Raw genomic sequence first — 25,771 nt, 5'->3', positions numbered from 1 at the left:
ATCGCTGAAAGGTGCTTCCGCATGCGCACGACCCGTGCCCTCACCCTGCCCCTCATAGCCCTCACCGCCGCCGCGCTGGCTCTTACGGGCTGCTCGTCGGACAGCAAGGACTCCGGTAAGGAAACGGGCGGTTCGTCGGCGAGCACGCCGGCCGAAGCCGGGAAGGACACCGGCAAGGACGAGGGGAACGCGGAGCCCGCCGGGGACGGGAAGGGGTCCGCGAAGCTCACCTACAGCGGCGGGGACAGCGGCGAGGTCACGATCAACAGCGTGAGCTGCGCCGTGATGGGCGGGAAGCTCGCCGCCATCACCGCGCCGGAGAGCGCGGACAGCGCCACCCCCGCGAAGCCCTCGTTCACCGCCGTCATGAGCGACGACAAGGCGATGACCACGCTGACCACGGCGGACGGCAAGAGCTATCTGCACACGGCCGCACCCGGGATCACCGGCAGCAAGAGCGGCGGCACCTGGGTCATCACCGTGTCCGGCCTGAAGCTGGGCCCGACCGACCCGACGGGTGACTCGATCACCGTCGAGGGCACCATCACCTGCGGGTCCGTCGCCGGAGTGTGACGCACCGCCCGGCGGCCCCGGGGCCCGGACCGCACAGCCGGGCCCCGGAGGTGGCCTCGTTCAGCAGGCGTGCTCGGCGTAGCGGGCCGCCACCTCCGCCAGGACCTCCGCGCCGTCGCGCGCCCACAGGTCCTCGTTGAAGATCTCCACCTCGACCGGCCCGTCGAAGCCCGTCGCCTCCACCGCCTCGCGGAAGAACCGGAAGTCCACGCTGCCGTCGCCGAGCTGGCCCCGGCCCAGCAGGACGCCCGCCGGGAGCGGGGTGATCCAGTCCGCGAGCTGGAAGGAGTGGATGCGGCCGCCCGCACCGGCCCGCGCGATCTGCGCGGGCGCCCGGTCGTCCCACCAGAGGTGGTACGTGTCCACGACCACGCCCACCCGCTCGGCCGGGAAGCGCTCCGCGAGGTCCAGGGCCTGGGAGAGCGTCGAGACCACGCAGCGGTCCGAGGCGAACATCGGGTGCAGCGGCTCGATGGCCAGGCGCACCCCGCGCTCCGCCGCGTACGGGACCAGCTCGGCCAGGGCGTCCGCGATGCGTTCGCGGGCCCCGTACAGGTCCTTGCTGCCCTCCGGGAGGCCGCCCGAGACGAGGACCAGGGTGTCCGTGCCCACGCCCGCCGCCTCGTCGAGCGCGGCACGGTTGTCGTCCAGGGCGCGGGCCCGTTCCGCCGGGTCCTGGGCGGTGAGGAAGCCGCCCCGGCACAGGCTGGTGACGGTCAGGCCGTGGTCGGCGAGGAGCCGGGCCGTCGCCCCGACCCCGTACGACTGGACGGGAGCCCGCCACAGGCCCACCTTGTCGACGCCCGCCTTCGCGCAGCCCTCGGCCAGCTCCGGCAGCGACCACTGCTTGATGGTCTCCTGGTTGAGGGAGAGACGGCCGTCGCTCATCGGGTGCCTCCGTTGACCGTGAGGAGGGCGCGCATCCGGGACTCGGCCAGCTCGGGGTCCGGGAACAGGCCCAGGCCGTCGGCGAGTCGGTACGCCTTCGCCAGGTGCGGCAGCGAGCGGGCCGACTGGAGGCCGCCCACCATGGTGAAGTGGTCCTGGTGGCCGGCCAGCCAGGCCAGGAACACCACGCCCGTCTTGTAGAAGCGGGTCGGTGCCTGGAAGAGGTGCCGGGACAACTCGACCGTGGGGTCGAGGAGTTCACGGAAGCCCTTCGTGTCACCGGTGTCCAGGACCCGTATCGCGTGCGCGGCCAGCGGGCCCAGCGGGTCGAAGATGCCGAGCAGCGCGTGGCTGAAGCCCCGGTCGTCGCCCGCGATCAGCTCCGGGTAGTTGAAGTCGTCGCCGGTGTAACAGCGCACCCCGCCCGGCAGCCGGCGGCGCACGTCGATCTCGCGGTCCGCGTCGAGCAGCGACATCTTGATGCCGTCGACCTTGTCCGGGTGCTCCGCGATGACCTGGAGGAACGTGTCGGTGGCGAGGTCCAGGTCGGTGGAGCCCCAGTAGCCTTCGAGCGCCGGGTCGAACATCGGGCCCAGCCAGTGCAGGACGACCGGTTCGGTGGCCTGGCGCAGCAGGTGGGCGTACGTGTCCAGGTAGTCCTGGGGGCCCTTCGCGGCGGCGGCGAGGGCGCGGGAGGCCATCAGGATGGCCTGGGCGCCGCTCTCCTCGACGACGGCGAGCTGTTCCTCGTACGCGGAACGCACCTCGGCGAGCGTGGCCGGGCCCGGCGGCAGCTGGTCGGTGCCGACGCCGCAGGCGATGCGCCCGCCGACGGACCTGGCCTCGGCGGCCGAGCGGCGGATCAGCTCCTCGGCACCCGCCCAGTCCAGGCCCATGCCGCGCTGCGCGGTGTCCATGGCCTCGGCCACGCCCAGACCGTGCGACCAGAGGTGGCGGCGAAAGGCGAGCGTGGCGTCCCAGTCGACGGCGGCCGGTGAGTCCGGGCTGACGTCCGCGTACGGGTCGGCCACGACGTGCGCGGCGGAGAAGACCGTACGGGAGGCGAGCGGCGACCCGGCCGGGGCCAGGTCGAGCGGGTTGGCCCGGGGTTCGTACGGGCCCTGCGGGAGATGGATGGTCACGGCGAGAGCTCCTGGGGTCCGAGCGGAAGGCGGCTGGTCACAGCGACAGCTCCGGGACGTCCAGGCGGCGGCCCTCAGCGTGGGACTTCAGGCCCAGCTCCGCGAGCTGCACGCCACGGGCGCCGGCCATCAGGTCCCAGGCGTACGGCTCGTCGAGCACGATGTGGCGCAGGAACAGCTCCCACTGGGCCTTGAAGCCGTTGTCGAACTCCGCGTTGTCCGGGACCTCCTGCCACTGGTCGCGGAAGGACTCGGTGACCGGGAGGTCCGGATTCCAGACCGGCTTCGGGGTGACCGAGCGGTGCTGGACGCGGCAGTTGCGCAGGCCCGCGACGGCGGAGCCGTGGGTGCCGTCGACCTGGAACTCGACCAGCTCGTCGCGGTTGACCCGGACCGCCCAGGAGGAGTTGATCTGGGCGACGGCGCCGCCCTCCAGCTGGAAGATGCCGTAGGCGGCGTCGTCGGCGGTGGCCGCGTACGGCTTTCCGCTCTCGTCGCGGCGCTCGGGGATGTGGGTCTGGACGTGCGCCTGGACCGAGGTGACCCGGCCGAACAGCTCGTGGAGCACGTACTCCCAGTGCGGGAACATGTCGACGACGATGCCGCCGCCGTCCTCGGCGCGGTAGTTCCACGAGGGGCGCTGGGCCTCCTGCCAGTCGCCCTCGAAGACCCAGTAGCCGAACTCGCCGCGCACGGAGAGGATCTCGCCGAAGAAGCCGCCGTCGATGAGGCGCTTCAGCTTCAGCAGGCCCGGCAGGAAGATCTTGTCCTGGACGACGCCGTGCTTGATGCCGGCCTCCTGGGCCAGGCGGGCCAGGTCGAGGGCGCCCTCGACGTCCGTGGCGGTGGGCTTCTCGGTGTAGATGTGCTTGCCGGCGGCGACGGCCTTCTTGATGGCCTCCACCCGGGCCTGGGTGACCTGGGCGTCGAAGTAGATGTCGACGGTGTCGTCCGCGAGCACCGCGTCGAGGTCGGTCGACCACTCGGTCAGACCGTGGCGGGCGGCCAGCTCCTCCAGGGCGTGGGCGCGGCGGCCGACGAGGACCGGTTCGGGCCACAGCACGTCGCCGTCGCCGAGGTCGAGGCCGCCCTGCTCGCGGATCGCGAGGATCGAGCGCACCAGGTGCTGCCGGTATCCCATGCGTCCCGTCACGCCGTTCATGGCGATGCGCACTGTCCTGCGTGTCACGAAAGTTCCCTTCGTACGGCCGATAGCAAGCGCTTTCTATGCGGGATGACGCTAGCCTGCCGACAGCGGCCCGGACAAGAGGGGCCCGTCAATCGGCCACAGGCCACGGAGGAGAGCGATGACAGTCACCCTGGCGGACGTGGCGGCCCGCGCCCGGGTGTCCCCGGCCACCGTCTCCCGTGTGCTGAACGGCAACTACCCGGTGGCGGCGTCCACCCGGGAGCGGGTGCTGCGCGCGGTGGACGATCTGGACTACGTGCTGAACGGGCAGGCCAGCGCCCTGGCGGCGGCCACCTCGGACCTGGTCGGCATCCTCGTCAACGACATCGCCGACCCGTTCTTCGGAATCATGGCGGGCGCGGCGCAGACCGAGATCGGAGGACCCGGCGACGGGTCGGGCCGGGCGGGCGGCGAGAAACTGGCGGTCGTCTGCAACACCGGCGGCTCCCCCGCCCGCGAGCTGACCTATCTCACCCTGCTCCAGCGCCAGCGCGCCGCCGCCGTCGTCCTCACCGGCGGCGCGGTGGAGGACCCGGAGCACCAGACGGCGATGGCCGCGAAGCTGGCCAAGCTCGCGGAGGCGGGCACCCGGGTCGTGCTGTGCGGGCGTCCGCCGCTGCCGGACGGGGCGGCCGTGGTGGCCGCGCTCGCCTTCGACAACCAGGGCGGCGCCCAGCGGCTCACCAAGCATCTGCTCTCGCTCGGGCACCGCAGGATCGGCTATGTCGCGGGCCCGCTGGAGCGCACCACGACCCGGCACCGGCTGGCCGGCCATCGCGAGGCGATGCGCGGGGCGGGGGCGGCCGGCGACGAGGACCGGCTGACCGTGCACGGCTCGTACGACCGGGGCTCCGGCTACGACGCGACCGTCGAACTCCTGCGCCGCGAACCGGCGATCACGGCCGTCGTCGCCGCCAACGACACCGTGGCGCTCGGTGCGGCGGCGGCCGTCCGCGACCGGGGGCTGCGCATCCCGGAGGACATCTCGGTGGCCGGCTTCGACGACCTGCCGTTCTCGGTGGATGTGGTCCCGGCCCTGACGACCGTACGGCTGCCGCTCTTCGAGGCGGGGGCGCGGGCGGGCCGGCTGGCCCTGGGCAAGGAGGAGCCGCCGCCGGGCGGCATCGCGCTGATCCCGGCCGAGCTGATGGTGCGCGGATCGACGGCGCCGCCCCGGGGGTGAGCGCCCCCGGGCCGGGGTACGCGTCAGGGCGCCCCGCCTCCCGCCGGACGGGGCGGCACGGAACGACGGAAGGAACACGCACGTGAAGCTCGCTTTCTCCACCCTCGGGGTTCCGGGGCTGCCCATCGCCGACGTCGTCCGGCTGGCCGCCGGGAACGGCTACCAGGGGGTGGAGCTGCGCGCCCACCCCGAGGAGCCGGTGCACCTGGGCCTCGGGCAGGCCGAACGCGCCGCCGTGGTCGCGGAGTTCGAGCGGGCCGGGGTCGAGATCCTGGGCGTGGCCGGGTACGCGAAGGTCGCCGCCGAGGGGTACGACCAGCCGGTCCTGGACGAGCTGGCCGCGCTGACCGAGCTGGCCCGGGACCTGGGCGCACCGTACGTCCGGGTGTTCCCGGGCGGCGGGGACCTGGAGCCGTCGGAGGCCGACGCGATCGCCGCGCGCCGGCTGGGCGCCGCCGCCCCGTACGCCGCCGACCTGGGCGTATGCCTCCTGCTGGAGACCCATGACTCGCACCGGGCGGGGGCCGACGTGGCCCGGGTGGCCGGGACGGTGGGGCACAAGAGCGTCGGCGCGCTGTGGGACGTCATGCACACCTGGCTGGCGGGCGAGGAGCCGGTGGCCGGTCACGCGGTGCTGGCCCCGCACCTGGGCTACGTACAGGTGAAGGACATCGCCTCGGCCGAGGACACCACGCCGTTGGCGCTGGGGGCGGGGGTGCTGCCGCTGCGGGCGTGCCTGGACACGCTGGACCCGGACGGCTGGGTGTGCTGGGAGTACGAGAAGCGCTGGTACCCGGGGGCGGCGGAGCTGCCGGGGCTGCTGGGCGCGGGGCGCGAGCACCTGCTGCGGCTGGGCGCGCCCAAGCAGTAAGCGGTATCAGGCGGGGGCGGGTTCGGCGGCCGGGTCCGGAGCGGCCCTGCGGCGCGTCCCGGCGAGCGAGGTGAGCGCCACCCCGCCGACGAGCAGCGCCGCCGCGCACCACCGCAGCCCGCTCACCGACTCGTCGAGCAGCAGCGCGGCCGAGGACATCCCGAAGACGGGCACCAGCAGGGTGAACGGGGCCACGGAGGACGCCGGGTAGCGGCTGAGCAGGAAGCCCCACGCCCCGAAGCCGAAGACCGTGGCGATCCAGGCGACGTAGACGATGGTCCCGGCCCCGCTCCAGTCGAGCCCGGTCAGCGCCGCCCGGTCGCGGTCCCAGCCCTCGAAGAGCAGCGAGAGCCCGAGCAGCGGCAGGACGGGCACGGTCGAGACCCACACCATGAAGTTGAGCGGGTCGGGCGGGGCGGCCTTGCGGGTCAGCACGTTGGACACGCCCCAGCAGGCCGCCGCCGCGATCACCAGGACGAAGGCGAGCACGGGCCCGCTCGCGCCCTCGTCGAGCGCCGCGACCCCGATGCCGGCGAGCGCCACCGCCATGCCCAGGAGCTTGGTGCGGCCCGGCCGTTCGCCGAGCGCGAGGGCCGCGAAGAGCGCGGTGAACACGGCCTGGACCTGGAGGACGAGCGAGGAGAGCCCGGCGCCCATCCCCCGGTCCATCCCGATGAAGAGCAGCCCGAACTTGGCGACCCCGAGGGCCAGTCCGACCCCGACGATCCACTTCCAGGCCACCTTCGGGCGGCCGACGAAGAAGACGGCGGGCAGGGCGGCGACCAGGAAGCGGAGGGCCGAGAAGAGCAGCGGCGGGAAGTGGTCGAGGCCCAGCTCGATGACGACGAAGTTGACACCCCAGACGGCTGCCACCAGGGCGGCCAGGGCGATGTGGAGGGGACGCATGCACCGAGGATCACCCAGCCCGACCATGTAGCACCAGCGCGCGTTTCTTCATGGTGGAATTGAGCATCGCTAATGATTCACAGCCCGTCCCGGAGGCTTCGGATGCTCGATCTCGCCCGGCTGCGCGCCCTGCACGCGGTGTCCGTCCACGGCTCGGTCGCGGGTGCGGCGGCGGCCCTCGGCTACACCCCTTCGGCCGTCTCGCAGCAGATCACCAAGCTGGAGCGGGAGACCCGCGCGACCCTCCTGGAGCGGCGCGGGCGCGGGGTGGCGCTGACCGAGGAGGCCGTCCATCTGGTGGCCGCCGCCCAGCAGTTGCTGGCGATCGTGGAGCGCGCCGAGACGTCCCTGGAGGAGCGCCGGGGGCTGCCGACGGGACGGCTCTCGGTGGGGGCGTTCCCCTCGGCGGCGCGCGGGCTGCTGCCCGGAACGCTGGCGGATCTGGACCGCGAGCACCCGGAGCTGGACGTGCGGATGACCGAGGTGGACCCGCATCTCTCGGTGGACCTGGTCGCCAAGGGCGTGATCGACCTGGCCGTCGCGCACGACTGGGACATCGCCCCGCTGCCCGCGCCGGAGGGTGTGGAGCAGGCGGTGATCGGGGACGACCTGTGCGATCTGCTGGTCCCCGCGGGGCACCGGCTGGCGGGGCGGGACGGAGTGCGGCGTGAGGAACTGGCACGGGAGCGGTGGATCTGCCAGCCGCCGGGGACGGTCTGCCACGACTGGCTCGTACGGACGCTGCGCGCGGCGGGGTACGCGCCGGACATCCGGCACCAGGCGGAGGAGAACCACACCCAGCTCGCCCTGCTGGCCGCCGGTCTCGGGGTCGCGATGATCCCCCGGCTGGGGCGCGGGCCGCTGCCCGAGGGTGTGGTGGCGGTGCGGATGGACCCGGTGCCGGTGCGGCGGCTGTACGCGCTGTGGCGTACGGGGGCGGCTCGCCGGCCCGCGATCACGGCGGCGGTCGCGGCGCTCCAGGCACACGGGGCGAGCGTGGGGCTGCGGTAGGCGAGGGGCACCCGGGACGCGCTCAAAACGGTCCGCACCCTTGACCGGAAGTTATTTTCTGGATATCCGTGCTCCTTGGAAGTTTCTTTCACCACCCCCTCGTCACCGAGTACGGCCGAAGGAGCTCACGTGCACCACCGCACCTCCAGACGCACCCTCCTCACCGCCACCGCGGCCACCGCCGTCGCGGCGGCCGCGGGCATGGCGACCGCCCCCGGGGCCCTCGCCTCCCAGGGCTCCGCGCACAGCAGTCACACCTCCGCCGCCACGACCCGGCGGCTGAAGCGGCTCATCTCCCGGATGAGCCTGGAGGAGAAGGTCGGCCAGCTCTTCGTCATGCGGGTCTACGGGCACTCCGCCACCGACCCCGACCAGGCCGACATCGACGCCAACCTCGCCGAGATCGGGGTGCGCACGGCGGCCGAGATGATCGCCAAGTACCACGTCGGCGGCATCATCTACTTCGCCTGGGCGCACAACACCCGCGACCCGCACCAGATCGCCGAGCTCTCCAACGGCATCCAGCGCGCGGGCCTCGCGGGGCCGACGCCCCTGCCGCTGCTGATCTCCACCGACCAGGAGCACGGCATCGTCTGCCGCGTCGGCGAGCCCGCCACGCTGATGCCGGGCGCGATGGCGCTGGGCGCGGGCGGTTCGCGCTCCGACGCCCGTACGGCCGGGCAGATCGCGGGCGCCGAACTGGCCGCGATCGGCATCAACCAGAACTACGCGCCGGACGCGGACGTCAACGTGAACCCGGCCAACCCGGTGATCGGCGTACGGTCCTTCGGCTCGGACCCGCAGGCCGTGGCCGGGATGGTCGCGGCGCAGGTGAAGGGGTATCAGAGCGCCGGGATCGCCTCCACGGCCAAGCACTTCCCGGGCCACGGCGACACCAGCACCGACAGTCACACCGGTCTTCCGGTCATCGGCCACACCCGCGCGCAGTGGGCGGAGCTGGACGCGCCACCGTTCCGGGCGGCCATCGCGGCGGGCATCGACTCGATCATGACCGCGCACATCGTGGTGCCGGCGCTCGACCCGTCCGAGGACCCGGCGACCCTGTCGAAGCCGATCCTCACCGGCATCCTGCGCGAGGAGCTGGGCTACGACGGGGTGGTGGTCACCGACTCCCTGGGCATGGAGGGCGTACGCACGAAGTACGGCGACGACCGGGTGCCGGTGCTCGCGCTCCAGGCGGGCGTCGACCAGCTGCTCAACCCGCCGAGCCTGGACGTCTCGTGGAACGCGCTGCTGGCCGCCGTCAAGAGCGGTGAGGTCAGCGAGGCCCGGCTCGACGAATCGATCCTGCGCATCCTGCGCCTGAAGACGAAGCTGGGGCTCTTCGACCGGCCGTTCGTCACCGGGCGCGGGGTGGACCGCACGGTGGGCACCCGGGCGCACCTGGCCGCCGCCGACCGGATCGCCGAGCACACGACCACGCTGCTGGCCAACGAGGGCCGGCTGCTGCCGCTCTCGCGCCGCTCGCACCGGAACGTGCTGGTGGTCGGCGCCGACCCGGCCTCGCCCTCGGGCACCACGGGCCCGCCGACGACGACGCTGGCGGAGGCGTTCAACGAGCTGGGGTACGCCGCGACCGCGTTGTCCACCGGGACCGCGCCCACCCAGGCGGCCATCGACGCGGCGGTGGCCGCGGCGCAGGGCAAGGACGCGGTGGTCGTGGGGACGTACAACGTCTCGGCGACCAGTGCGCAGCGGACGCTGGTGAGCGCGCTGGCGGCGACGGGCGTCCCGGTGATCACGATCGCCGTCCGCAACCCGTACGACATCGCCCAGCTCGCGGGCACGGGGCACAAGGCGCATCTGGCCGCGTACTCCTGGACGGATGTCGAACTGCGCGCGGCGGTCCGGGTGATCGCGGGCCGAGCCCGGCCGGAGGGCAGGCTTCCGGTGCCGGTGCAGCGGGCGGACGACCCGTCGACGGTGCTGTACCCGGTGGGGTACGGGCTGAAGTACTGAGCCGGTTCCCGTCCCGGCAGCCGTGTCACCACGGCCGCCGGGGCGGGTTCATGTCACGGGCGCCGGACGCCGAGGCGGTGGTCGGTCGTCAGGTCCTTGTTGTCGAGCCGGGCGTCGAACTTCGCGAGCGGCTTCGCCTTCGACTCGTCCTGCTGGACGGCGGCCGGGGCGACGCCCGCCCAGCGCAGGATCGCGGCCGTGGCCGTGGCGTTGTCCGAGGGGACGAGCCCCGCGACGTTCGAGCCGTGGTTCCCGCCGGGCACGGTGAAGACGTAGCTGTCACGGGCGCCGGCCCCGAGCCGGAAGCGCTCCGAGCCCCAGGGGTCGTTCTCGCCGTAGACGTACAGCATGTGCGTCGCGTGGTGCTTCACCCAGGTGTCCACGTCCCGCATCGCCCAGGGCTGGAACGTCATCGGGATGGAGCGCGGCACGAAGTTGCGCGGCGGCTGGTAGCCGTAGCGGCTCAGCTTGCCGAGCCAGGGCTGCTTGATGTCCGGCGAACCGAGCTGGGTGCCCGCCTGGTAGTAGTACGGGGTGTAGGTGGCCAGGCCCTGGTCGGCGTAGGCGGAGAAGCCGGAGATCGAGTCGACCGAGTCCCAGATCTCCTGGTCGGTGGCCTTCTTCGCGTCGGCCGGGAGGCTGTCGCAGTCGGCGAGCAGGCTGTACTGCCAGAACGCCCACACGTAGTCCATGACGACGGCCTCGTACGCCTTGTCCAGGGAGCCGACGGTGTCGAAGGTGTAGCCGTTGTCGGCGGCGTACTGGGCGTACTTCTTCTCCAGCGGGCCCCTGCGGACCAGGGCCTCGCGCTGGACTCCGCTCAGCTTGTCGCGGCACTCCTTGGTGCCGACCTTCGCGAAGAACCGGTCGTAGGCCGAGTCCTCGTTGTTGACCACGTCGTTGGGTGCGACGTACGCGACGACGCCGTCCATGTCCTTCGGGTAGAAGCGCTCGTAGTACGTGGCGGTCATGCCGCCCTTGGAACCGCCGGTGGTCAGCCAGTTCTTGGAGTAGATGCGCTTGAGCGCGGTGAAGACCCGGTGCTGGTCACTGGCCGCCTGCCAGATGTCGAGCTTGGACCAGTCGGCGGGCGAGGGGCGCGACGGGGTGAAGAAGCGGTACTCCAGCGAGACCTGGTTGCCGTCGACGATCCGGGTGGGCTCGGAGCGGCTGGGGTTGGTGGAGACGTTGTAGCCGCTGGTGAAGAAGACCGTGGGGCGGGAAGTGTCCTTGTGCAGCAGGGTGATGCGCTGCTGGAACGTTCCCTTGGACGGGTGGCGGTGGTCGATGGGCTGCGTGTAGTTGAGGACGAAGTAGCGGTAGCCGGCGTACGGCTTCTCCTCGATGAGACTCATTCCCGGGATGGCCAGGATGCGGTCCTTGATGTCCGTGCTCGTCCCGCTGTCGCTCGCGGCGGTGCGGAGCGAGGCCGGTTCGGCGGCGGTGGCCGCCCCGGCCGAGGCACCCGTCGCACTCACCGTGCCGATGAGCACCGCGAGCGACAGGATTCCTCTGAGCGCCTTGCGCATGCGCGTCCTCCCCTTGGGGGGCGCCTCGCCGATCACGACCGGGTCCCGGGACACCCCTTGATTCACAGCTGACGCCGTGAACCTAGCGGGGCAACACCCGTACCACCAGACCTCCTTGCCGGGGTCCGGGACAAGTCACCCGGTCAGCACAGGATCCAGCTCGTGCTGCCGCCCCTGCCGTCGACCGTGCCGGAGACACGCACACACCGGTTCAGCGCGTGGACGGTCACCGGTCCGGCCCGCTCGGTGTAGCGGCCCCGGTCCGTGACGGGGTGGCCGCCGCGCGGCTGGATGGTCACGGACATGGGGCGGCGCTTTCCGGGCCTGGCGACGGCGGTGGCACACGCGTAGGCGCGCGACTTGTACACGCGCAGCTCGCCCGTCGCGAACTTCACCGTCTTCTTGGGGCGCCCCGCGCAGACCGAGGCGGCGTCCGCGCTCCCCGCGACCGCCCCGCCGAGAACCAGTGCGAAGGCCGTCGCCAGGGCGAGGACCACGAAACGGCGGCCCAGGCCGCGTCTCGCGCCCCAGGCATGTCCTTCGGTCCCTCTGGTCACAGCAGCCCCATCGCTTCGTCGAACATCAGCGCCCCTGCCCGACACCTGAGCGCATATGCGTATACCTGCGTACGACGCGAGAGGCCATCCGGAGGTTGCACCCGGCGGGCCCGGCGCTCCCGGACGCGGGAGCGGCCCACCATGGAGCCGGACAGGACAGAACGCCATGAAAGGCAGGAACCGCCATGATCCGCACCCGCTCCGGCCGGCGCACCGCCGCCCGTACGCTGCTCGCCTCCGCGCTCCTGGCCGCGGCCGTCGCCGTGCCCGCCTCCGCGGCTGCCCCGAGCGGGACGGACCGGGTGGCGCCGGCCGCCGACGAGACCGCCACCCAGGAGTCCCGGCTGGTCGACCACTTCTACGGCGCGTACACCGACGCCGTGGCCGCCGAGGACGGCGGCAGGCTCGCCACCGCGCTGCGGAGCTTCTACCTCACGCCCGCCCTGCGCGCCCGCCTCGCCGACTGGGAGGCCGCCAACCACGCCGACGGTGTGCTGCTCGCCCAGGACGTCCCGGCGGACTACCGGGTCACCCCCGGCCACAGCGGCGCCGGCCACACCTGGTCCACGGTCCGCCTCACCTGGGGCTCCGCCGAGGCCCCCTCGTACACGTACCTGACCGTGCGCTCGGACCTCGCGACCGGGAAGATCTCCGCGATCCGCGACGGCGAATAGCTCACACCCCGGCCGGCTCGTCCTCTCCTATGAAGGTGCGCCACAGCTGGGCGTAGTGCCCGTCGCGGGCGAGGAGTTCGTCGTGGGTGCCGTCCTCGACGACCCGGCCGTGGTCCATCACCACGACCCGGTCGGCGCGCGCGGCGGTGGTCAGGCGGTGCGCGACGACGAGCGTGGTGCGGCGGCCCGCGAGCCGGTCGGTCGCCCGGTTCACCTGCGCCTCGCTGGCGAGGTCGAGCGAGGCGGTGGCCTCGTCGAGCAGCAGGATGTCGGGGTCGACGAGTTCGGCGCGGGCGAGCGCGATCAGCTGGCGCTGACCGGCCGAGAGGTTGCGGCCCCGCTCGGAGACCTCGTGGAGGTAGCCGCCGTCCAGGGTGGCGATCATGTCGTGCGCGCCGACCGCCCGTGCCGCCGCCTCCACCTCCGCGTCGGTGGCGTCCGGCCGCCCGTAGGCGATGGCGTCCCGGACCGTCCCGGAGAAGAGATACGCCTCCTGCGGTACGACACCGAGCCGGCGCCGGTACGCGGTGAGGCCGAGGCCGCGCAGGTCGCTTCCGTCCACAGTGACCCGGCCGTCCGTCGGGTCGTAGTACCGGGCGACCAGCTTGACCAGGGTCGACTTGCCGGCCCCGGTCTCCCCGACGAACGCGACGGTCTGGCCGGCCGGGATGCGCAGGTCGATGCCCCGGAGGGCCTCCTCCTCGTCCCCGTACGCGAACGACACGTCCTCGAAGGCGAGTTCGCCGCGCAGTCCGGGCACCTCGCGGGCCTCGGCCCGGTCGGTGGTGGACGCCGGTTCGCGCAGGAGTTCCTGGATGCGGCCCAGCGAGACGGCGGCCTGCTGGTAGCCGTCGAAGACCTGGGAGAGCTGCTGGACGGGCGCGAAGAACAGGTCGATGTACAGCAGATAGGCGACCAGCGCGCCCGCCGTGAGCGTGCCGTCGTCCACCCGGCCCGCGCCGACGATCAGCACCGCGGCGGCGGCCACCGAGGACAGCAGCTGGACGAACGGGAAGTAGACGGAGATCAGCCACTGCCCGCGCACCCGGGCCTCGCGGTACTCGTCGCTGCGCGCGGTGAACCGTTCGGCGCCGTCCCGCTCGCGCCGGAACGCCTGCACGATCCGGAGCCCGGCCACGGACTCCTGGAGGTCGCCGTTGACGACGCCGATCCGCTCGCGGGCCAGCTCGTACGCCTTGACGCTCTTGCGGCGGAAGAAGACCGTCCCGACGACGAGGACGGGCAGCGTCGCGAAGACGACGAGGGCCAGTTCCACATCGAGGACCAGCAGCGCGACCATGATGCCGAGGAAGGTGACGACCGAGACGAACGCGGTGACCAGGCCGGTCTGCAGGAACGTGGACAGCGCGTCCACGTCCGTCGTCATCCGGGTCATGATGCGGCCGGTCAGCTCGCGCTCGTAGTAGTCGAGCCCCAGCCGCTGGAGCTGGGCGAAGATCTTCAGCCGCAGTGCGTACAGCACCCGCTCACCGGTGCGGCCCGTCATCCGGGTCTCGCCGATCTGGGCCGCCCACTGCACGAGGACGACGACCAGGCCGAAGGCGGACGCCGCCCAGACCGCGCCCAGCGCCAGCTGGGTGACCCCGTCGTCGATGCCGTTCCTGATCAGCACCGGGAGCAGCAGCCCGGCCCCGGCGTCCACGGCGACCAGGCCGAGGCTCACCAGCAGCGGCAGTCCGAAGCCGCGCAGCAGCCTGCGCAGTCCGTAGGAGTCCTCGGTGTGCACGGCACGGGCCTCGTCGACGTCCGGCACGTCGTTCGCCGGGGGCAGCGCCTCGACCTGGGCGAGCAGTTCGGGCGTCGCGGGCATGCCCGCCGCGTCGGTGCTCCGGTCCTCCTCCCGGCGGACCCACAGCTCGGGGGTGATCCCGCGCTCGGCCTCGGACTCGGCGTCGATCTCCTCCTGGAGCGCGCGGTCCCGCGCGGGGTCCTCGGTGCTCCTGGCGGCCGCATGGCGGTGGCCGGGCGAGGGGGTACCCAGCTCGTCCGGGTCGGTGAGCAGGCGCCGGTAGAGCGGCGAGCGGCGCTCCAGCTCCTCGTGGGTGCCGAGGTCGGCGAGGCGGCCGTTGTCCAGGACGGCGATCCGGTCCGCGAGGTTCAGGGTGGAGCGGCGGTGGGCGATGAGCAGGGTCGTACGGCCGGCCATCACCTGGCGCAGCGCCTCGTGGATCTCGTGCTCGACGCGGGCGTCCACGGCGGAGGTGGCGTCGTCGAGGACGAGGAGCCGGGGGTCGGTGAGGATGGCGCGGGCGAGCGCGACGCGCTGGCGCTGGCCGCCGGAGAGGGTGAGCCCGTGCTCGCCGACCTCGGTGTCGTAGCCGTTCGGCAGCTCGGCGATGAACCGGTGGGCCTGGGCGGAGCGGGCGGCCTGTTCGATCTGCTCGTCGGTGGCGCCGGGCAGGCCGTAGGCGATGTTGGCGCGGACGGTGTCGGAGAACAGGAAGCTGTCCTCGGGGACGAGTCCGACGGCGGCGCGCAGCGAGTCCAGGGTCAGTTCGCGCACGTCGTGGCCGCCGACGAGGACCGCGCCGTGCGAGACGTCGTAGAAGCGCGGGAGCAGCAGCGAGACGGTGGACTTGCCGCTGCCGGACGCGCCGACGACGGCGACGGTCTCGCCGGGCTCGATGGTCAGCGAGAAGCCGTCGAGGACGGGGCGGCGTGTCTCGTCGTATCCGAACCGGACGTCCTCGAACTCGACGCTGGCGGGGGCGTCGGCGGGGAGCTCCTTGGTGCCGTCCTGCATGGTGGGCTCGGTGTCGATGAGCTCCAGGACGCGCTCCACGCCGGCGCGGGCCTGCTGGCCGACGGTGAGGACCATGGCGAGCATCCGGACCGGGCCGACGAGCTGCGCGAGGTACGTGGAGAACGCGACGAACGTGCCGAGGGTGATCTCGCCCCGGGTGGCCAGCCAGCCGCCGAGGGCCAGCATCGCGACCTGGCCGAGCGCGGGGACGGCCTGGAGGGCGGGGGTGTAGCGGGAGTTCAGCCGGATGGTGCGCAGCCGTCCCGCGAACAGCCTGCGGCCGACCTCGCGCAGCTTGCCGGTCTCCTGCTCCTCCTGCCCGAAGCCCTTGACGACGCGGACGCCGGAGACGGCGCCGTCCACGACACCGGCGACGGCGGCGGCCTGCGACTGGGCGTACCAGGTGGCGGGGAAGAGGCGGGCGCGGGAGCGGCGGGCGATGTACCAGAGGGCGGGGGCGACGGCGACGGCGACGAGGGTCAGCGGGGGCGACAGCCACGCCATGACGACCAGGGAGATCAGGAAGAGCAGGACGTTCCCGATGGTCATCGGGAGCATGAACAGCAGGCTCTGGATCAGCTGGAGGTCGCTGGTGGCGCGTCCGACGACCTGCCCGGTGGACAGCTCGTCCTGGCGCTTGCCGTCGAGCCGGGAGATCGTCCCGTACATGCCGGTCCGCAGGTCGTGCTGGACGTCGAGGGCGAGCCGGCCGCCGTAGTAGCGGCGGATGTAGGTGAAGGCGTAGACGAGGACGGCCGCGACGATCAGCAGCCCGGTCCAGACGGCCAGGGAGCGGGTGTGCCCGACGACCACGTCGTCGATGATCACCTTGGTGATCAGCGGGACGAGGGCCATGACGGCCATGCCGCCGAGCGAGGAGCCGAGGGCCAGCAGGACGTTGCGCCGGTAGTTCCAGGCGTAGCCGGTCAGTCTCCGCGCCCAGCCGCCCCGCTGCCCGCGCTCCGTCTCCCGTGCGTCCGCCACCCGGTGCCTCCCGTTCGACCTGTTCCGACGGAAGGCACCAACGCGGTGGGCTGCGGATTTCATCCCGCGTTCACAAATACGGGACCTGGGACCTAGGTCCCGCTAGCGCTTCTTGGCGGTGAGCATCCGGCCGGCGGGCGCCTCAGGGACCGGCGGGACGGCTTCCTGCGGGGCGGCCGGGACGGTGAAGACCCTGGGGTGCATGATGCGCGGGTTGAGGTCCTTGTGGACGGCGCGGGCGACGGCCTGGATGGTGTTGACGCCGTCGTTCATCGTCTTGTTGTCCTGGGTGAGCACCGTCAGCGCGTAGTCGTGGCCGTTGCCGGTGAAGGCGCCGATGCTGTGCACCCGCCAGCCGTGGGTGGCGCGCTGCAGCCAGCCGTTCTTGAGCTGGACGGTGGTCCCGGTGAGGGCGCCGGCCGGGGTTCCCCAGCGCTGCGAGGAGACGACCTTGTTCATCAGCCCCAGCTCGTAGGAGCGAGCGCCGTCGGTGAGTACGGAGTTCTTCGAGGTGAGCAGGGTCAGCAGCCGCTGCTCGTCCTGGGCGGTTATCTGGGTCAGGCCCCAGTAGCCGCCGGAGCCGGGGACGGTGTGGGTCATCCCGGCCGCCTTGAGGAAGGCGTTGACCTTGGTGACGCCGAGCTGCTTCCACAGGCTGGTGGTGGCGTCGTTGTCGGACTTGGTGATCATCTTGGTGCTGAGGTCGATCTCGCGCTGGGTGAGGTAGCGGTTGTGCTTGGCGTTGTCCCACAGGAGCGTGGCCAGCACGGTCGCCTTCACGACGCTCGCGGAGTCGTACTTGGTCGTGGCGCGCAGCGTGCAGGTGGTCTTCGTGGTCCGGTCGTAGAGCGCGACGGCGGCGGTGGAGCTGCGGCCCTTGAGCGCGGCGGTGATGTCCTTGGTCAGCTGAGCGGCGAGCCCGGCCCGGCCGGAGGTGCAGCTCACCTGCGCGGTCGCGGCCGACGCGGGCGCCGCGGCGAGGGCCACAGGTGCGAGGACCCCGGTGGCGACGGCGGCACAGAGCGCGGCGCGGGCGCGCCCGGACGTACGGGACGTGGTCATGGTGGTTCCCCCTGAGTGGTTCCTGCGGGCGGCCCCCCGGCACGCCCGCAAGAGATGACTCACGGGCGCCCGGAAGGTTGTACGCCACAGCGAACGCGGGGCCTACGGGCGGGGGACCGACAGATGCATGGGTGTGCGGATGGTGCGTGGGGCTACGGATGGTGCGTGGGGCTACAGGTGCGTCGGCTCGAACATCGTGAGCAGGGCCGGGAGTACGACGACCGAGGGCCCGGGGCGTCCGAATGCCTCCGCCAGGTCCGCGGCCAGCGACTCCGGGCTCGTCCGCACGGCCGGGACGCCGAAGGACTCGGCGAGGGCGGTGAAGTCGGGGCGGGCCAGCTCCGTCCCGGTGGTCTCGCCGAAGGCACCGGTCAGGTACTCGCGGAGGATGCCGTAGCCGCCGTCGTCGACGATCAGCCAGGTGACCGGCAGGCCGTACTGCCGGGCGGTGGCCAGTTCCGCGACCGAGTACATCGCGCCGCCGTCGCCGGAGACCGCGAGGACCGGCCGGGACGGGTCGGCCACCGCCGCGCCGAGCGCCGCCGGGAACGCGTAGCCGAGGCCGCCGGCGCCCTGCGCGGAGTGCATGGTGTTGGGGCGGCGGGCGTCGAACGCGGCCCAGGCCCAGTAGCCGAGGATCGTCATGTCCCAGAAGCTGGGCGAGGCGTCGGGCAGGGCGGTGCGGATCGCGGCCAGGAGGTTCTGTTCCAGCTCGCGTCCCTGGCCGGCGATCCGGTCCCGTACGCGGCCGAGCACCCCGGCGACGCGGTCCGCGACGGCCGGGTCCTCGCGCGGGGCGACCGCGTCGATGAGGTCGGCGAGCGCGTCGCGGGCGTCCGCGTGTATGCCGAGCGCCGGGAGGTTGGCCTCCAGCTTGCCGGCGTCCGCCTCGATCTGGATCACCCGGCCGCGCGGGGCGAACGTGTAGTAGTTCGAGGAGAGTTCGCCCAGTCCGGAGCCGACGACGAGCAGGACGTCGGCATCCTCCAGGAAGTCGGTGACATGCCGGTCCTCCACCCACGACTGGAGCGAGAGGGGGTGCTGCCAGGGGAAGGCGCCCTTGCCGCCGTACGTGGTGACGACCGGGGCCTTGAGCCTCTCGGCCAGCGCCCGCAGCTTGCCGGAGGCGTCGGAGCGTACGACTCCGCCGCCCGCGACGATCGCCGGGCGCTCGGCCCGGGACAGCAGGTCGGCGGCGACCGCGATCAGTTCGGGGCGGGCGTGGAGTTCGCGCGGGGTGGCGTCGGGGGCCACGACGACGGGCAGCTCCGTCGCGGCGTCCAGGACGTCCTGCGGGATCTCGACCCAGACGGGGCCGTGCGGGGCCGTCAGCGCGGACTCCCAGGCTGCGGCGATCGCGGACGGGATCTGCGAGGCCGCCCGCACGGTGTGGACGGACTTCACCACGTCCCGGAACGACGCCTGCTGGTCGCGCAGTTCGTGCAGATGGCCGTGGCGCCCGCCGCCCAGCCCCCGGACCGGGACCTGGCTGGAGACCGCGAGCACCGGCGCGGAGGCGGCGGCCGCCTCCTGGAGCGCGGCGAGCGAGGTCAGGGCGCCGGGCCCGGTCGACAGGAACAGCGGGGCGACCTCGCCGGTGATCCGCCCGTAGGCGTCGGCGGCGAAGCCCGCGTTGTTCTCGACGCGCAGCCCCACGTACTGGAGCGACGAGCGGCGCAGCGCGTCGAACAGGGCCAGCGCGTGCTGTCCGGGCAGCCCGAAGACGGTGGTCGCGCCGAGGCCCCGCAGGGTCTCGACGACGAGGTCGCCGCCGGTGCGGCCGGGCGGGGGGTTCAGCGCGGCCTCGATCTGGGCCGGGGTGAGCGCGGGCCGCTCGTCGTGGTCGTGACTCACTGCTGGCGGGCCTCCGCGATCTGGCGGGTCATGATCGTCGTCAGCTCGTACGCGGTGTGCGAGGCGGCGACGGAGGTGATCTCCGCGTGATCGTACGCGGGGGCGACCTCGACCAGGTCGGCGGAGACCAGGTGGCAGGAGGACAGGCCGCGCACGATCTCAAGCAGCTCGCGGGAGGTGAGACCGCCGGCCTCGGGCGTTCCGGTACCGGGCGCGTGCGCCGGGTCCAGCACATCGATGTCGATGGAGATGTACAGCGGCCGGTCGCCGATCCGCTGCCGCAGCTGGTCGGTGATCTCGTCGACGCCGCGCCGCATCACGTCGGCGGAGGTGACGATCCCGAAGCCCATCTTGGCGTCGTCGGTGAGGTCCTGCTTGCCGTAGAGCGGGCCGCGCGTGCCCACGTGGGAGAGCGCGGACGTGTCGAGGATGCCCTCCTCGACGGCCCGGCGGAACGGGGTGCCGTGCGTGTAGGCGGCGCCGAAGTAGGTGTCCCAGGTGTCGAGGTGGGCGTCGAAGTGGAGCAGCGCGACCGGGCCGTGCTTCTTGGCGACGGAACGCAGCAGGGGCAGCGCGATGGTGTGGTCGCCGCCGAGGGTCATCAGGCGGGCGCCGGTGTCCAGCAGCGCGTCGGCCGCCGCCTCGACGGTCTCCACGGCCTCCTCGATGTTGAAGGGGTTGGCCGCGATGTCCCCCGCGTCGGCGACCTGCGCCAAGGCGAACGGCGAGGCGTCCTGCGCCGGGTTGTAGGGGCGCAGCAGCCGCGAGGCCTCACGGATCGCGTTGCCGCCGAAGCGGGCGCCGGGGCGGTAGGAGACACCCGAGTCGAACGGCACCCCGACGACGGCCACGTCCGCCGTGCCGACCTCGTCGAGGCGGGGCAGCCGGGCGAACGTCGCGGGCCCGGCGTAGCGCGGGACGCGCGAGGAGTCGACGGGGCCGCGCGGCGTGTCGTTGCTGCTCATGGTGGGTCTGCCCTTTCCTACGGGTGCGGGTGCCGGAGCGACGCTAGGCGGCCGCGGGGCCGGACTGAAGTGTACGTTTCGTCCACTCACCCACCGGAACGGATGAATCGCCGCGCCCCGGCGCGCCCGGCGTCCGCGGTCCGCCGCGGGACGCTCACGTGGAAAGGGTTTCGGCGGGCGGAGCCGCCCCGGTGCCGGGTGCCGAGGAGGAGTCCGCGCCCGGCGAACGCTCGAAGCGGGTGTGGCGCCAGCGGTAGAGGTTGCGCACGTAGATCACCACGAAGGCGAAGGAGAGGGCGATCATGCCCCATTGCTCGGTCGCCATCCCGTAGGCGACCCAGACCGTCTGACTGGCTATCCCGTAGGCCCAGCCGATCCGCGGGTTGATGCCGGCCACCCACAGGCCGATGATCGACACCGCTGCCGCCGCCCAGGACCACCATGCCGCGCTCATATCGATACCTCCGTGTCAACGTTCGGTCGGGCTGTGCGGAAGCGGACGGGCCGGCACGGGGGAACGAGGCCGTTTCCGGCGGACGACGGGGATAAGGCCAGGTTTCGGGGCATGCGGAAGTTCTCCCTCTGCGGTTACGGGGCCGCGGCCCGGGGCCGGCCGTTCGCGGGCAGGGCGAAGCGACTCGGCCGGGCGGCGGGATGAAGAGGGCGTGGCGGATCCACGCCCGGCAGGCGGTTCGCCTTCGGGTGATGCCGGTGTCGCGGGCCGCGTGGCCCTAGCGGATCAGGTGTCCCACTCGGTCAGCGGGGTTTCGAAGATGAGCGTCGTGCGGTCGGCGGGGAAGGGCAGATCGTTGACCTCCACCGCGCGGCCGGTGGTGGAGTAGGTGATCTTGCGGACCCGGATCACCGGGACCGAGGGAGGGATGTCCTGCAGGACCGCCTCCTCCTCCGTCGCCTGCGAGGCCGTCACGCGGTCCTCGATCCGGCCGACCTCGATCCCCAGCATGTGGAGCTGGTGCTGGGAACCGCCCGGCCAGGGCTCGTTGCCCGCGTCGAACAGGTCGGGGTTCTGCTTGGCGATCTCGTACGGGATGTACGAGACGCCGGTGACCGCACCGGCCCCCTTGCGGGGGTGGCGGACGCCGACGCGTCTCAGCACGCTCGCCCCGGGCTCGATGCCCAGGACCTCGGCGATGTCGGGCGGGCACTTGACCACGTCGACCGTCAGGGTGTCCCGGTGGGCGGACGCCAGGGCCATTCCCGTATCCATCTCCGACACCCCGGTGCCCCGGCGCTCGGCCTCGGACTTGAGGACGAGGTCCTTCTCCGCCTGGTAGCGCGTGTTCCGGCGGACCGTCTGGGGCGGCGGGACCCGCACCCACGTCTTGCCCCCGATGCGCCCCGACAGCAGGCCGCGCTCCTTGAGCACCTGCACCGCGCGTGAGGCGGTGTTCGGGGCGACACCGAACTGCTTCGCCAGTTCGGTGACCGTAGGAAGCTGATCACCGGGGGCCAGCTCGCCCGAGGTGATCTTCTCGCTGAGCGCTTCCGCCAGTTCGAGGTACTTCCCCACGTTCACCATGAGGGAAGCCTCTCATGGGCAACGCAGTTTGAAAAGGGCAACTCAAGTTGAAATCGCAATGCGTCTTGCGTTCAAACGGCCGTGCTGAGCATCACCCTGGACAGCCCCCGTGACCGCCGGGTAACTTTTAACCATGGCTGAGCAAGCGCTTAGCCAAGCGCCGATAGACGTAGCAGCCGCAGCCGACCAGGGAGGCACCCCGTGCGCCGTACGGTATTCAACGAGGACCACGAGGCGTTCCGGGAGACCATCCGGGCCTTCATCACGGCCGAGGTCGTGCCCGTGTACGACGAGTGGTTCGAGGCTGGGCAGGCGCCGCGCGAGTTCTACAAGCAGCTCGGTGAGCTGGGCGTCTTCGGGATCAACGTCGACGAGGAATACGACGGGGCGGGCATCGACTCGCACAAGTACGAGGCCGTCATCTACGAGGAGACCGCCCGCGCGGGCGTGTCCTTCGGCGGGTCCGGGGTGCACACGCTGCTCGGTCTGCCGTACGTCAAGATGCTCGCCACCGACGAGCAGAAGAAGCGCTGGCTGCCGAAGTTCGTCACCGGCGAGGAGATGTGGGCCCTCGCGATGACCGAGCCGGGCACCGGGTCGGACGTGGCGGGCATGAAGACCACCGCCAAGCTCTCCGAGGACGGCACGCACTACGTCCTCAACGGCGCCAAGACGTTCATCACCGGCGGGGTGCACGCCGACCGCGTCATCGTCTGCGCCCGCACCTCCGCCCCGCGCGAGGACGACCGCCGCTTCGGCATCTCGCTGTTCGCCGTGGACACCAAGTCCGAGGGCTACTCCGTCGGCCGCAAGCTCGACAAGCTGGGCCTGAAGGTCTCCGACACCGCCGAGCTGGCGTTCGTCGACGTCAAGGTGCCCGCCGAGGACCTGCTCGGCGAGGAGAACAAGGGCTTCGGCTACCTCGGCACCAACCTGGCCTCCGAGCGCTGGGGCATCGCCTTCGGCGCGTACGCCCAGGCCGCCGCCGCCGTGCGGTTCGCCAAGGAGTACGTCCAGGAGCGCACCGTCTTCGGCAAGACCGTCGCCTCGTTCCAGAACACCAAGTTCGAGCTGGCCGCGTGCCAGGCCGAGGTGGACGCGGCCCAGGCCGTCGCCGACCGCGCGCTGGAGGCGCTGGACGCCGGTGAGCTGACCGCCGCCGAGGCCGCCTCCGCGAAGCTGTTCTGCACCGAGGTCGCGCACCGCGTGATCGACCGCTGCCTCCAGCTGCACGGCGGCTACGGCTTCATGAACGAGTACCCGATCGCCCGCCTGTACGCGGACAACCGCGTCAACCGCATCTACGGCGGCACCAGCGAGGTCATGAAGTCGATCATCGCCAAGTCCATGGGCCTGTAGGGACCGCCCGACTCCCATGAGCACCGCACTCGATTCCCTGCTCGATCTGCTCGACCTGGAGCGGATCGAGCAGGACATCTTCCGGGGCACCAGCCGTTCGGCGGTCGTGCCCCGGGTCTTCGGCGGACAGGTCGCGGCCCAGGCGCTCGTCGCCGCGGGCCGCACCGTCCCCGCCGACCGGTCGGCCCACTCCCTGCACGCGTACTTCCTGCGGATGGGCGACCCGGGCGCGCCGATCGTCTACACCGTCGACCGCATCCGGGACGGCCGGTCCTTCACCACCCGGCGGGTCGTCGCCGTCCAGCACGGGCAGCCGATCTTCCACCTCTCCGCGTCCTTCCAGACGTACGAGGACGGCCTGGAGCACCAGGCGGAGATGCCGGCCGCGCCCGACCCGGAGACGCTGCCCACGGCGGCCGAGATGCTGCCCCGGTACGCGGACCGGTTCAGCGACCCGGGGATGGTGGACCGGCTGGTCGAGGCGCGGGCCGCGGTCGATCTGCGGTACGTGGACGCCCCGCCGTTCGGCACGGTGGGCGAGCCGCGCGAGCCCAGGTCGCAGGTGTGGTTCCGTACCAACGGCAAGCTGGCCGACGACCCGCTGCTGCACGTCTGCATGGCGACGTACGTCTCCGACATGACACTGCTCGACTCCGTGCTGCTGGCCCACGGGCGCGGCGGCTGGGCGGTCGGTGACGTGGTGGGCGCGAGCCTGGACCACGCGATGTGGTTCCACCGCCCGTTCCGCGCCGACGAGTGGCTGCTGTACGACCAGGAGTCGCCGTCCGCGTCCGGCGGGCGCGGCCTCGGCCAGGCCCGTATCCACACCCAGGACGGCCGCCTGGCGATCACCGTCATCCAGGAGGGTGTGGTCCGGGTCCCCCGGTAGCCGGTCCGCCGGCCCCCGGCCGCGCGTCGGACATGAGCGCGCCGGTCGCGGACATACTCACCGGCATGACTGACGCGAAAAGCAGTGGCGGGGGGTCCACGTTCACCGTCGTCGTCGCGGCGCTCGCCAATCTCGGCATCGCCGTGGCGAAGGCGGTCGCCGGGCTGATCAGCGGATCGAGCGCGATGCTCTCCGAGGCGGCCCACTCCGTCGCCGACACCGTCACCGAGGTGCTGCTGCTCACCGCGCTCAAACGCAGCGAGAAGCCGGCCGACGAGGACCACCCTCTGGGGTACGGCCCCGAGCGGTACATCTGGGCGCTGCTCGCCTCCGTCGCGACCTTCGTCGGCGGCGCGGTCTTCTCGATCTACGACGGGGTGCACACCCTGCTCGCGGGCGAGGACCTGGGCAGCCCGCTGCTCTCGTACCTGGTGCTGGTGGTGGCGTTCCTGCTGGAGGGCTTCTCGCTGCGGACCGGGCTGAAGCAGGTCCGCGAGGAGGCCGTGCGCCTCGGCGCCCCCGCCCGGCACTACTTCCGGCGCACCCCGGACACGGCGGTCAAGGCCGTGGTGATGGAGGACTCGGCGGCCCTGCTGGGCCTGCTGCTCGCGGCGGGCGGGCTGCTCGGCGGCCAGCTGACGGGCTCCGGGGTGTGGGACGGCATCGCCTCACTGCTGATCGGTGTGCTGCTGGTGTACGTGGCCTGGGTGCTCGGCCGGTCCAACGTCCAGCTGCTGATCGGCCGGCCGGTGTCGGCGCCGATGCGCGAGGGCATCCGGGAGGAGCTGCTCGCGGTGGACCACCTCATCTCCGTACTGGAGCTGACGACCCTCATCCAGGGGCCGGACGAGATCCTGGTCGCCGCGAAGGTCGACTTCCTGGACACGGTCAGCGCCGAGCAGGTCGAGACGGCCTGCGAGCAGGCCGAGCGACGGCTGCGGGAGCGGTACGCGTCCATCAAGCGGGTGTACCTGGACCCCACATCGGGCCGGGAGGCGCGCCGCCGGGCCGCCGCCGCCCGCGCGGCCGGGGAGGACGGGGAAGAGGGCGCCTGAGGTCTCTCAGAGCAGCCCCGCCGCGTCCAGCAGGTAGTCCGTCATCGGGTCGTAGAAGCGCGGGTCCAGGACGTGGTCGTCGAGCGGGACGGCGACCTGGAGGGTGCCCTCGGACTCCCCGAGGAACAGCGCCGGGTCGTTGCAGTCCGCGTAGCCGATGGCGTCCAGGCCGCGCTGCGCCGCGCAGCCGGCCCAGCCGTGGTCGGCGACGACCAGGTCGGGCAGCGGGCGCCCCTCCCGCTCCAGGCCGTCGAGGATCGCGGCCATCGGGGCCGGCGAGTGGGTGTGCCAGAGCGTCGCGCCGCGCTCCTGGACGGCGACGTCCGCGAACTGGAAGACCATGCCCTCGTCGGCCATCAGCCCGCCCGGGATCCGTACGATCTCGCAGCCGGCCGCCCGCAGCGCCTGCGCCGTCTGCCGGTGCACGTCGAGCAGGCCGCCGGGATGGCCGGTGGCGAAGAGGACCCGCTCCGAGCCCTCGGCGGCCTTCCGCAGCCGGGCGGCAGCCCGGTCCAGAGCGTCTACGGTCAGCTCGGGGTCGATGGTGTCCTGCCCGAACCGGTGCTCCGGGTCGTCGCTGACCCCGCAGCGCTCGGCCATCACGGCCAGCACGTCCTGCTCGTCGCGCCACCGGTCGCCCAGCTCCAGGCCCAGCCAGTAGTACCGGTCGCCGTTGGCCAGGCTCCGGTAGTGGGCGAGGTTGTTGTCGCGCGGGGTGGCGACGTCCCCCGCGATGCGCGTACGGACGAGGTGTTCGACGAGGGCGGCGCGGCTGGGTATCGGCATGGGGTCATTG

Annotated in this window: 22 protein-coding genes; 9 read left to right on the top strand and 13 right to left on the bottom strand. The window is 72.5% G+C overall.

Annotated elements, in window-relative coordinates; all coding sequences use genetic code 11:
- Positions 1-21 precede the first annotated feature (21 nt).
- Positions 22-573: a hypothetical protein gene (locus EAO73_RS17150; protein WP_147972434.1), complete on the top strand. Its 552-nt coding sequence runs from the start codon at positions 22-24 to the stop codon at positions 571-573.
- Between the two features lie 60 nt (positions 574-633).
- Here EAO73_RS17150 and EAO73_RS17145 read toward each other — a convergent pair whose 3' ends face one another.
- Genes EAO73_RS17145 through EAO73_RS17135 form a run of 3 tightly spaced genes read right to left on the bottom strand, consistent with a single transcriptional unit; the run spans position 634 to position 3,792 of the window.
- Positions 634-1,461 (bottom strand): sugar phosphate isomerase/epimerase family protein, encoded by an 828-nt coding sequence (locus EAO73_RS17145; protein ID WP_147972433.1) that lies wholly within the window; start codon positions 1,459-1,461, stop codon positions 634-636.
- Entirely contained in the window at positions 1,458-2,603 is a 1,146-nt protein-coding gene (locus EAO73_RS17140) for a dihydrodipicolinate synthase family protein (RefSeq protein ID WP_147972432.1), read from the bottom strand. The genes EAO73_RS17145 and EAO73_RS17140 overlap by 4 nt, the downstream gene beginning before the upstream one ends.
- A gap of 37 nt (positions 2,604-2,640) precedes the next feature.
- Positions 2,641-3,792 (bottom strand): Gfo/Idh/MocA family protein, encoded by a 1,152-nt coding sequence (locus EAO73_RS17135; RefSeq protein WP_147972431.1) that lies wholly within the window; start codon positions 3,790-3,792, stop codon positions 2,641-2,643.
- A gap of 118 nt (positions 3,793-3,910) precedes the next feature.
- Between EAO73_RS17135 and EAO73_RS17130 the strand changes: the two genes are divergently transcribed.
- On the top strand, positions 3,911-4,975 hold the full coding sequence (locus EAO73_RS17130) for a LacI family DNA-binding transcriptional regulator (RefSeq protein WP_147972430.1): 1,065 nt from the start codon (positions 3,911-3,913) through the stop codon (positions 4,973-4,975).
- A gap of 82 nt (positions 4,976-5,057) precedes the next feature.
- The gene (locus EAO73_RS17125; RefSeq protein ID WP_147972429.1) at positions 5,058-5,846 is read left to right on the top strand and encodes a sugar phosphate isomerase/epimerase family protein; all 789 of its coding nucleotides are present in this window, start codon (positions 5,058-5,060) and stop codon (positions 5,844-5,846) included.
- A 6-nt stretch (positions 5,847-5,852) separates the two neighbouring features.
- Here the strand turns inward: EAO73_RS17125 and EAO73_RS17120 are convergent, their stop codons facing one another.
- On the bottom strand, positions 5,853-6,752 hold the full coding sequence (locus tag EAO73_RS17120) for an EamA family transporter (protein WP_147972428.1): 900 nt from the start codon (positions 6,750-6,752) through the stop codon (positions 5,853-5,855).
- Positions 6,753-6,854: 102 nt separating this feature from the next.
- Between EAO73_RS17120 and EAO73_RS17115 the strand changes: the two genes are divergently transcribed.
- Together EAO73_RS17115 and EAO73_RS17110 are read left to right on the top strand one after the other, a co-directional pair.
- Positions 6,855-7,763 (top strand): LysR family transcriptional regulator, encoded by a 909-nt coding sequence (locus tag EAO73_RS17115; protein WP_147972427.1) that lies wholly within the window; start codon positions 6,855-6,857, stop codon positions 7,761-7,763.
- Positions 7,764-7,892: 129 nt separating this feature from the next.
- Positions 7,893-9,743 (top strand): glycoside hydrolase family 3 protein, encoded by a 1,851-nt coding sequence (locus tag EAO73_RS17110; RefSeq protein WP_147972426.1) that lies wholly within the window; start codon positions 7,893-7,895, stop codon positions 9,741-9,743.
- A gap of 53 nt (positions 9,744-9,796) precedes the next feature.
- On the opposite strand, the gene EAO73_RS17105 is transcribed toward EAO73_RS17110, so the two are convergent.
- Together EAO73_RS17105 and EAO73_RS17100 are read right to left on the bottom strand one after the other, a co-directional pair.
- The gene (locus EAO73_RS17105; RefSeq protein ID WP_147972425.1) at positions 9,797-11,272 is read right to left on the bottom strand and encodes a S28 family serine protease; all 1,476 of its coding nucleotides are present in this window, start codon (positions 11,270-11,272) and stop codon (positions 9,797-9,799) included.
- Between the two features lie 143 nt (positions 11,273-11,415).
- Positions 11,416-11,829, bottom strand: coding sequence for a hypothetical protein (locus EAO73_RS17100; RefSeq protein WP_147972424.1), 414 nt, complete (start codon positions 11,827-11,829; stop codon positions 11,416-11,418).
- Positions 11,830-12,014: 185 nt separating this feature from the next.
- On the opposite strand from EAO73_RS17100, the gene EAO73_RS17095 reads away from it, so the two are divergent.
- Positions 12,015-12,503 (top strand): hypothetical protein, encoded by a 489-nt coding sequence (locus EAO73_RS17095; RefSeq protein WP_147972423.1) that lies wholly within the window; start codon positions 12,015-12,017, stop codon positions 12,501-12,503.
- Position 12,504: 1 nt separating this feature from the next.
- Here EAO73_RS17095 and EAO73_RS17090 read toward each other — a convergent pair whose 3' ends face one another.
- From EAO73_RS17090 to EAO73_RS17065, 6 genes are all read right to left on the bottom strand, one after another.
- Positions 12,505-16,251, bottom strand: coding sequence for an ABC transporter ATP-binding protein (locus EAO73_RS17090; protein WP_147972422.1), 3,747 nt, complete (start codon positions 16,249-16,251; stop codon positions 12,505-12,507).
- A 102-nt stretch (positions 16,252-16,353) separates the two neighbouring features.
- Positions 16,354-17,313, bottom strand: a complete 960-nt coding sequence (locus tag EAO73_RS17085) for a serine hydrolase (protein ID WP_147972421.1) — start codon at positions 17,311-17,313, stop codon at positions 16,354-16,356.
- 171 nt (positions 17,314-17,484) lie between these two features.
- Positions 17,485-19,167 carry a thiamine pyrophosphate-binding protein gene (locus EAO73_RS17080; RefSeq protein ID WP_147972420.1) on the bottom strand — a complete coding sequence of 561 codons (1,683 nt, stop codon included), beginning with the start codon at positions 19,165-19,167 and terminating at the stop codon, positions 17,485-17,487.
- Positions 19,164-20,132: an agmatinase gene (speB, locus tag EAO73_RS17075; protein ID WP_147972419.1), complete on the bottom strand. Its 969-nt coding sequence runs from the start codon at positions 20,130-20,132 to the stop codon at positions 19,164-19,166. Before speB ends, EAO73_RS17080 begins: the two co-directional genes overlap by 4 nt.
- A 154-nt stretch (positions 20,133-20,286) precedes the next feature.
- On the bottom strand, positions 20,287-20,586 hold the full coding sequence (locus EAO73_RS17070; RefSeq protein ID WP_147972418.1) for a hypothetical protein: 300 nt from the start codon (positions 20,584-20,586) through the stop codon (positions 20,287-20,289).
- 285 nt (positions 20,587-20,871) lie between these two features.
- The gene (locus EAO73_RS17065) at positions 20,872-21,672 is read right to left on the bottom strand and encodes a GntR family transcriptional regulator (RefSeq protein ID WP_147972417.1); all 801 of its coding nucleotides are present in this window, start codon (positions 21,670-21,672) and stop codon (positions 20,872-20,874) included.
- Positions 21,673-21,873: 201 nt separating this feature from the next.
- Here EAO73_RS17065 and EAO73_RS17060 point away from each other — a divergent pair, with 201 nt between their 5' ends.
- The 3 genes from EAO73_RS17060 to EAO73_RS17050 all read left to right on the top strand — a co-directional run bounded on the left by EAO73_RS17060 (position 21,874) and on the right by EAO73_RS17050 (position 24,975).
- Entirely contained in the window at positions 21,874-23,031 is a 1,158-nt protein-coding gene (locus tag EAO73_RS17060) for an acyl-CoA dehydrogenase family protein (RefSeq protein ID WP_147972416.1), read from the top strand.
- A 16-nt stretch (positions 23,032-23,047) separates the two neighbouring features.
- Positions 23,048-23,920, top strand: coding sequence for an acyl-CoA thioesterase (locus EAO73_RS17055; RefSeq protein WP_147972415.1), 873 nt, complete (start codon positions 23,048-23,050; stop codon positions 23,918-23,920).
- Positions 23,921-23,985: 65 nt separating this feature from the next.
- Entirely contained in the window at positions 23,986-24,975 is a 990-nt protein-coding gene (locus EAO73_RS17050; protein WP_191134114.1) for a cation diffusion facilitator family transporter, read from the top strand.
- Between the two features lie 6 nt (positions 24,976-24,981).
- Here the strand turns inward: EAO73_RS17050 and EAO73_RS17045 are convergent, their stop codons facing one another.
- Positions 24,982-25,761, bottom strand: coding sequence for a phosphatase (locus tag EAO73_RS17045; RefSeq protein WP_147972413.1), 780 nt, complete (start codon positions 25,759-25,761; stop codon positions 24,982-24,984).
- Positions 25,762-25,771: the final 10 nt, after the last annotated feature.

This window comes from Streptomyces sp. col6, from assembly GCF_008042035.1.
In the GTDB taxonomy this organism is placed as follows: Bacteria; Actinomycetota; Actinomycetes; order Streptomycetales; family Streptomycetaceae; genus Streptomyces.
The sequence above is the reverse complement of the archived record's forward strand: the minus strand, read 5'-3'. Positions and strand labels throughout refer to the sequence as shown.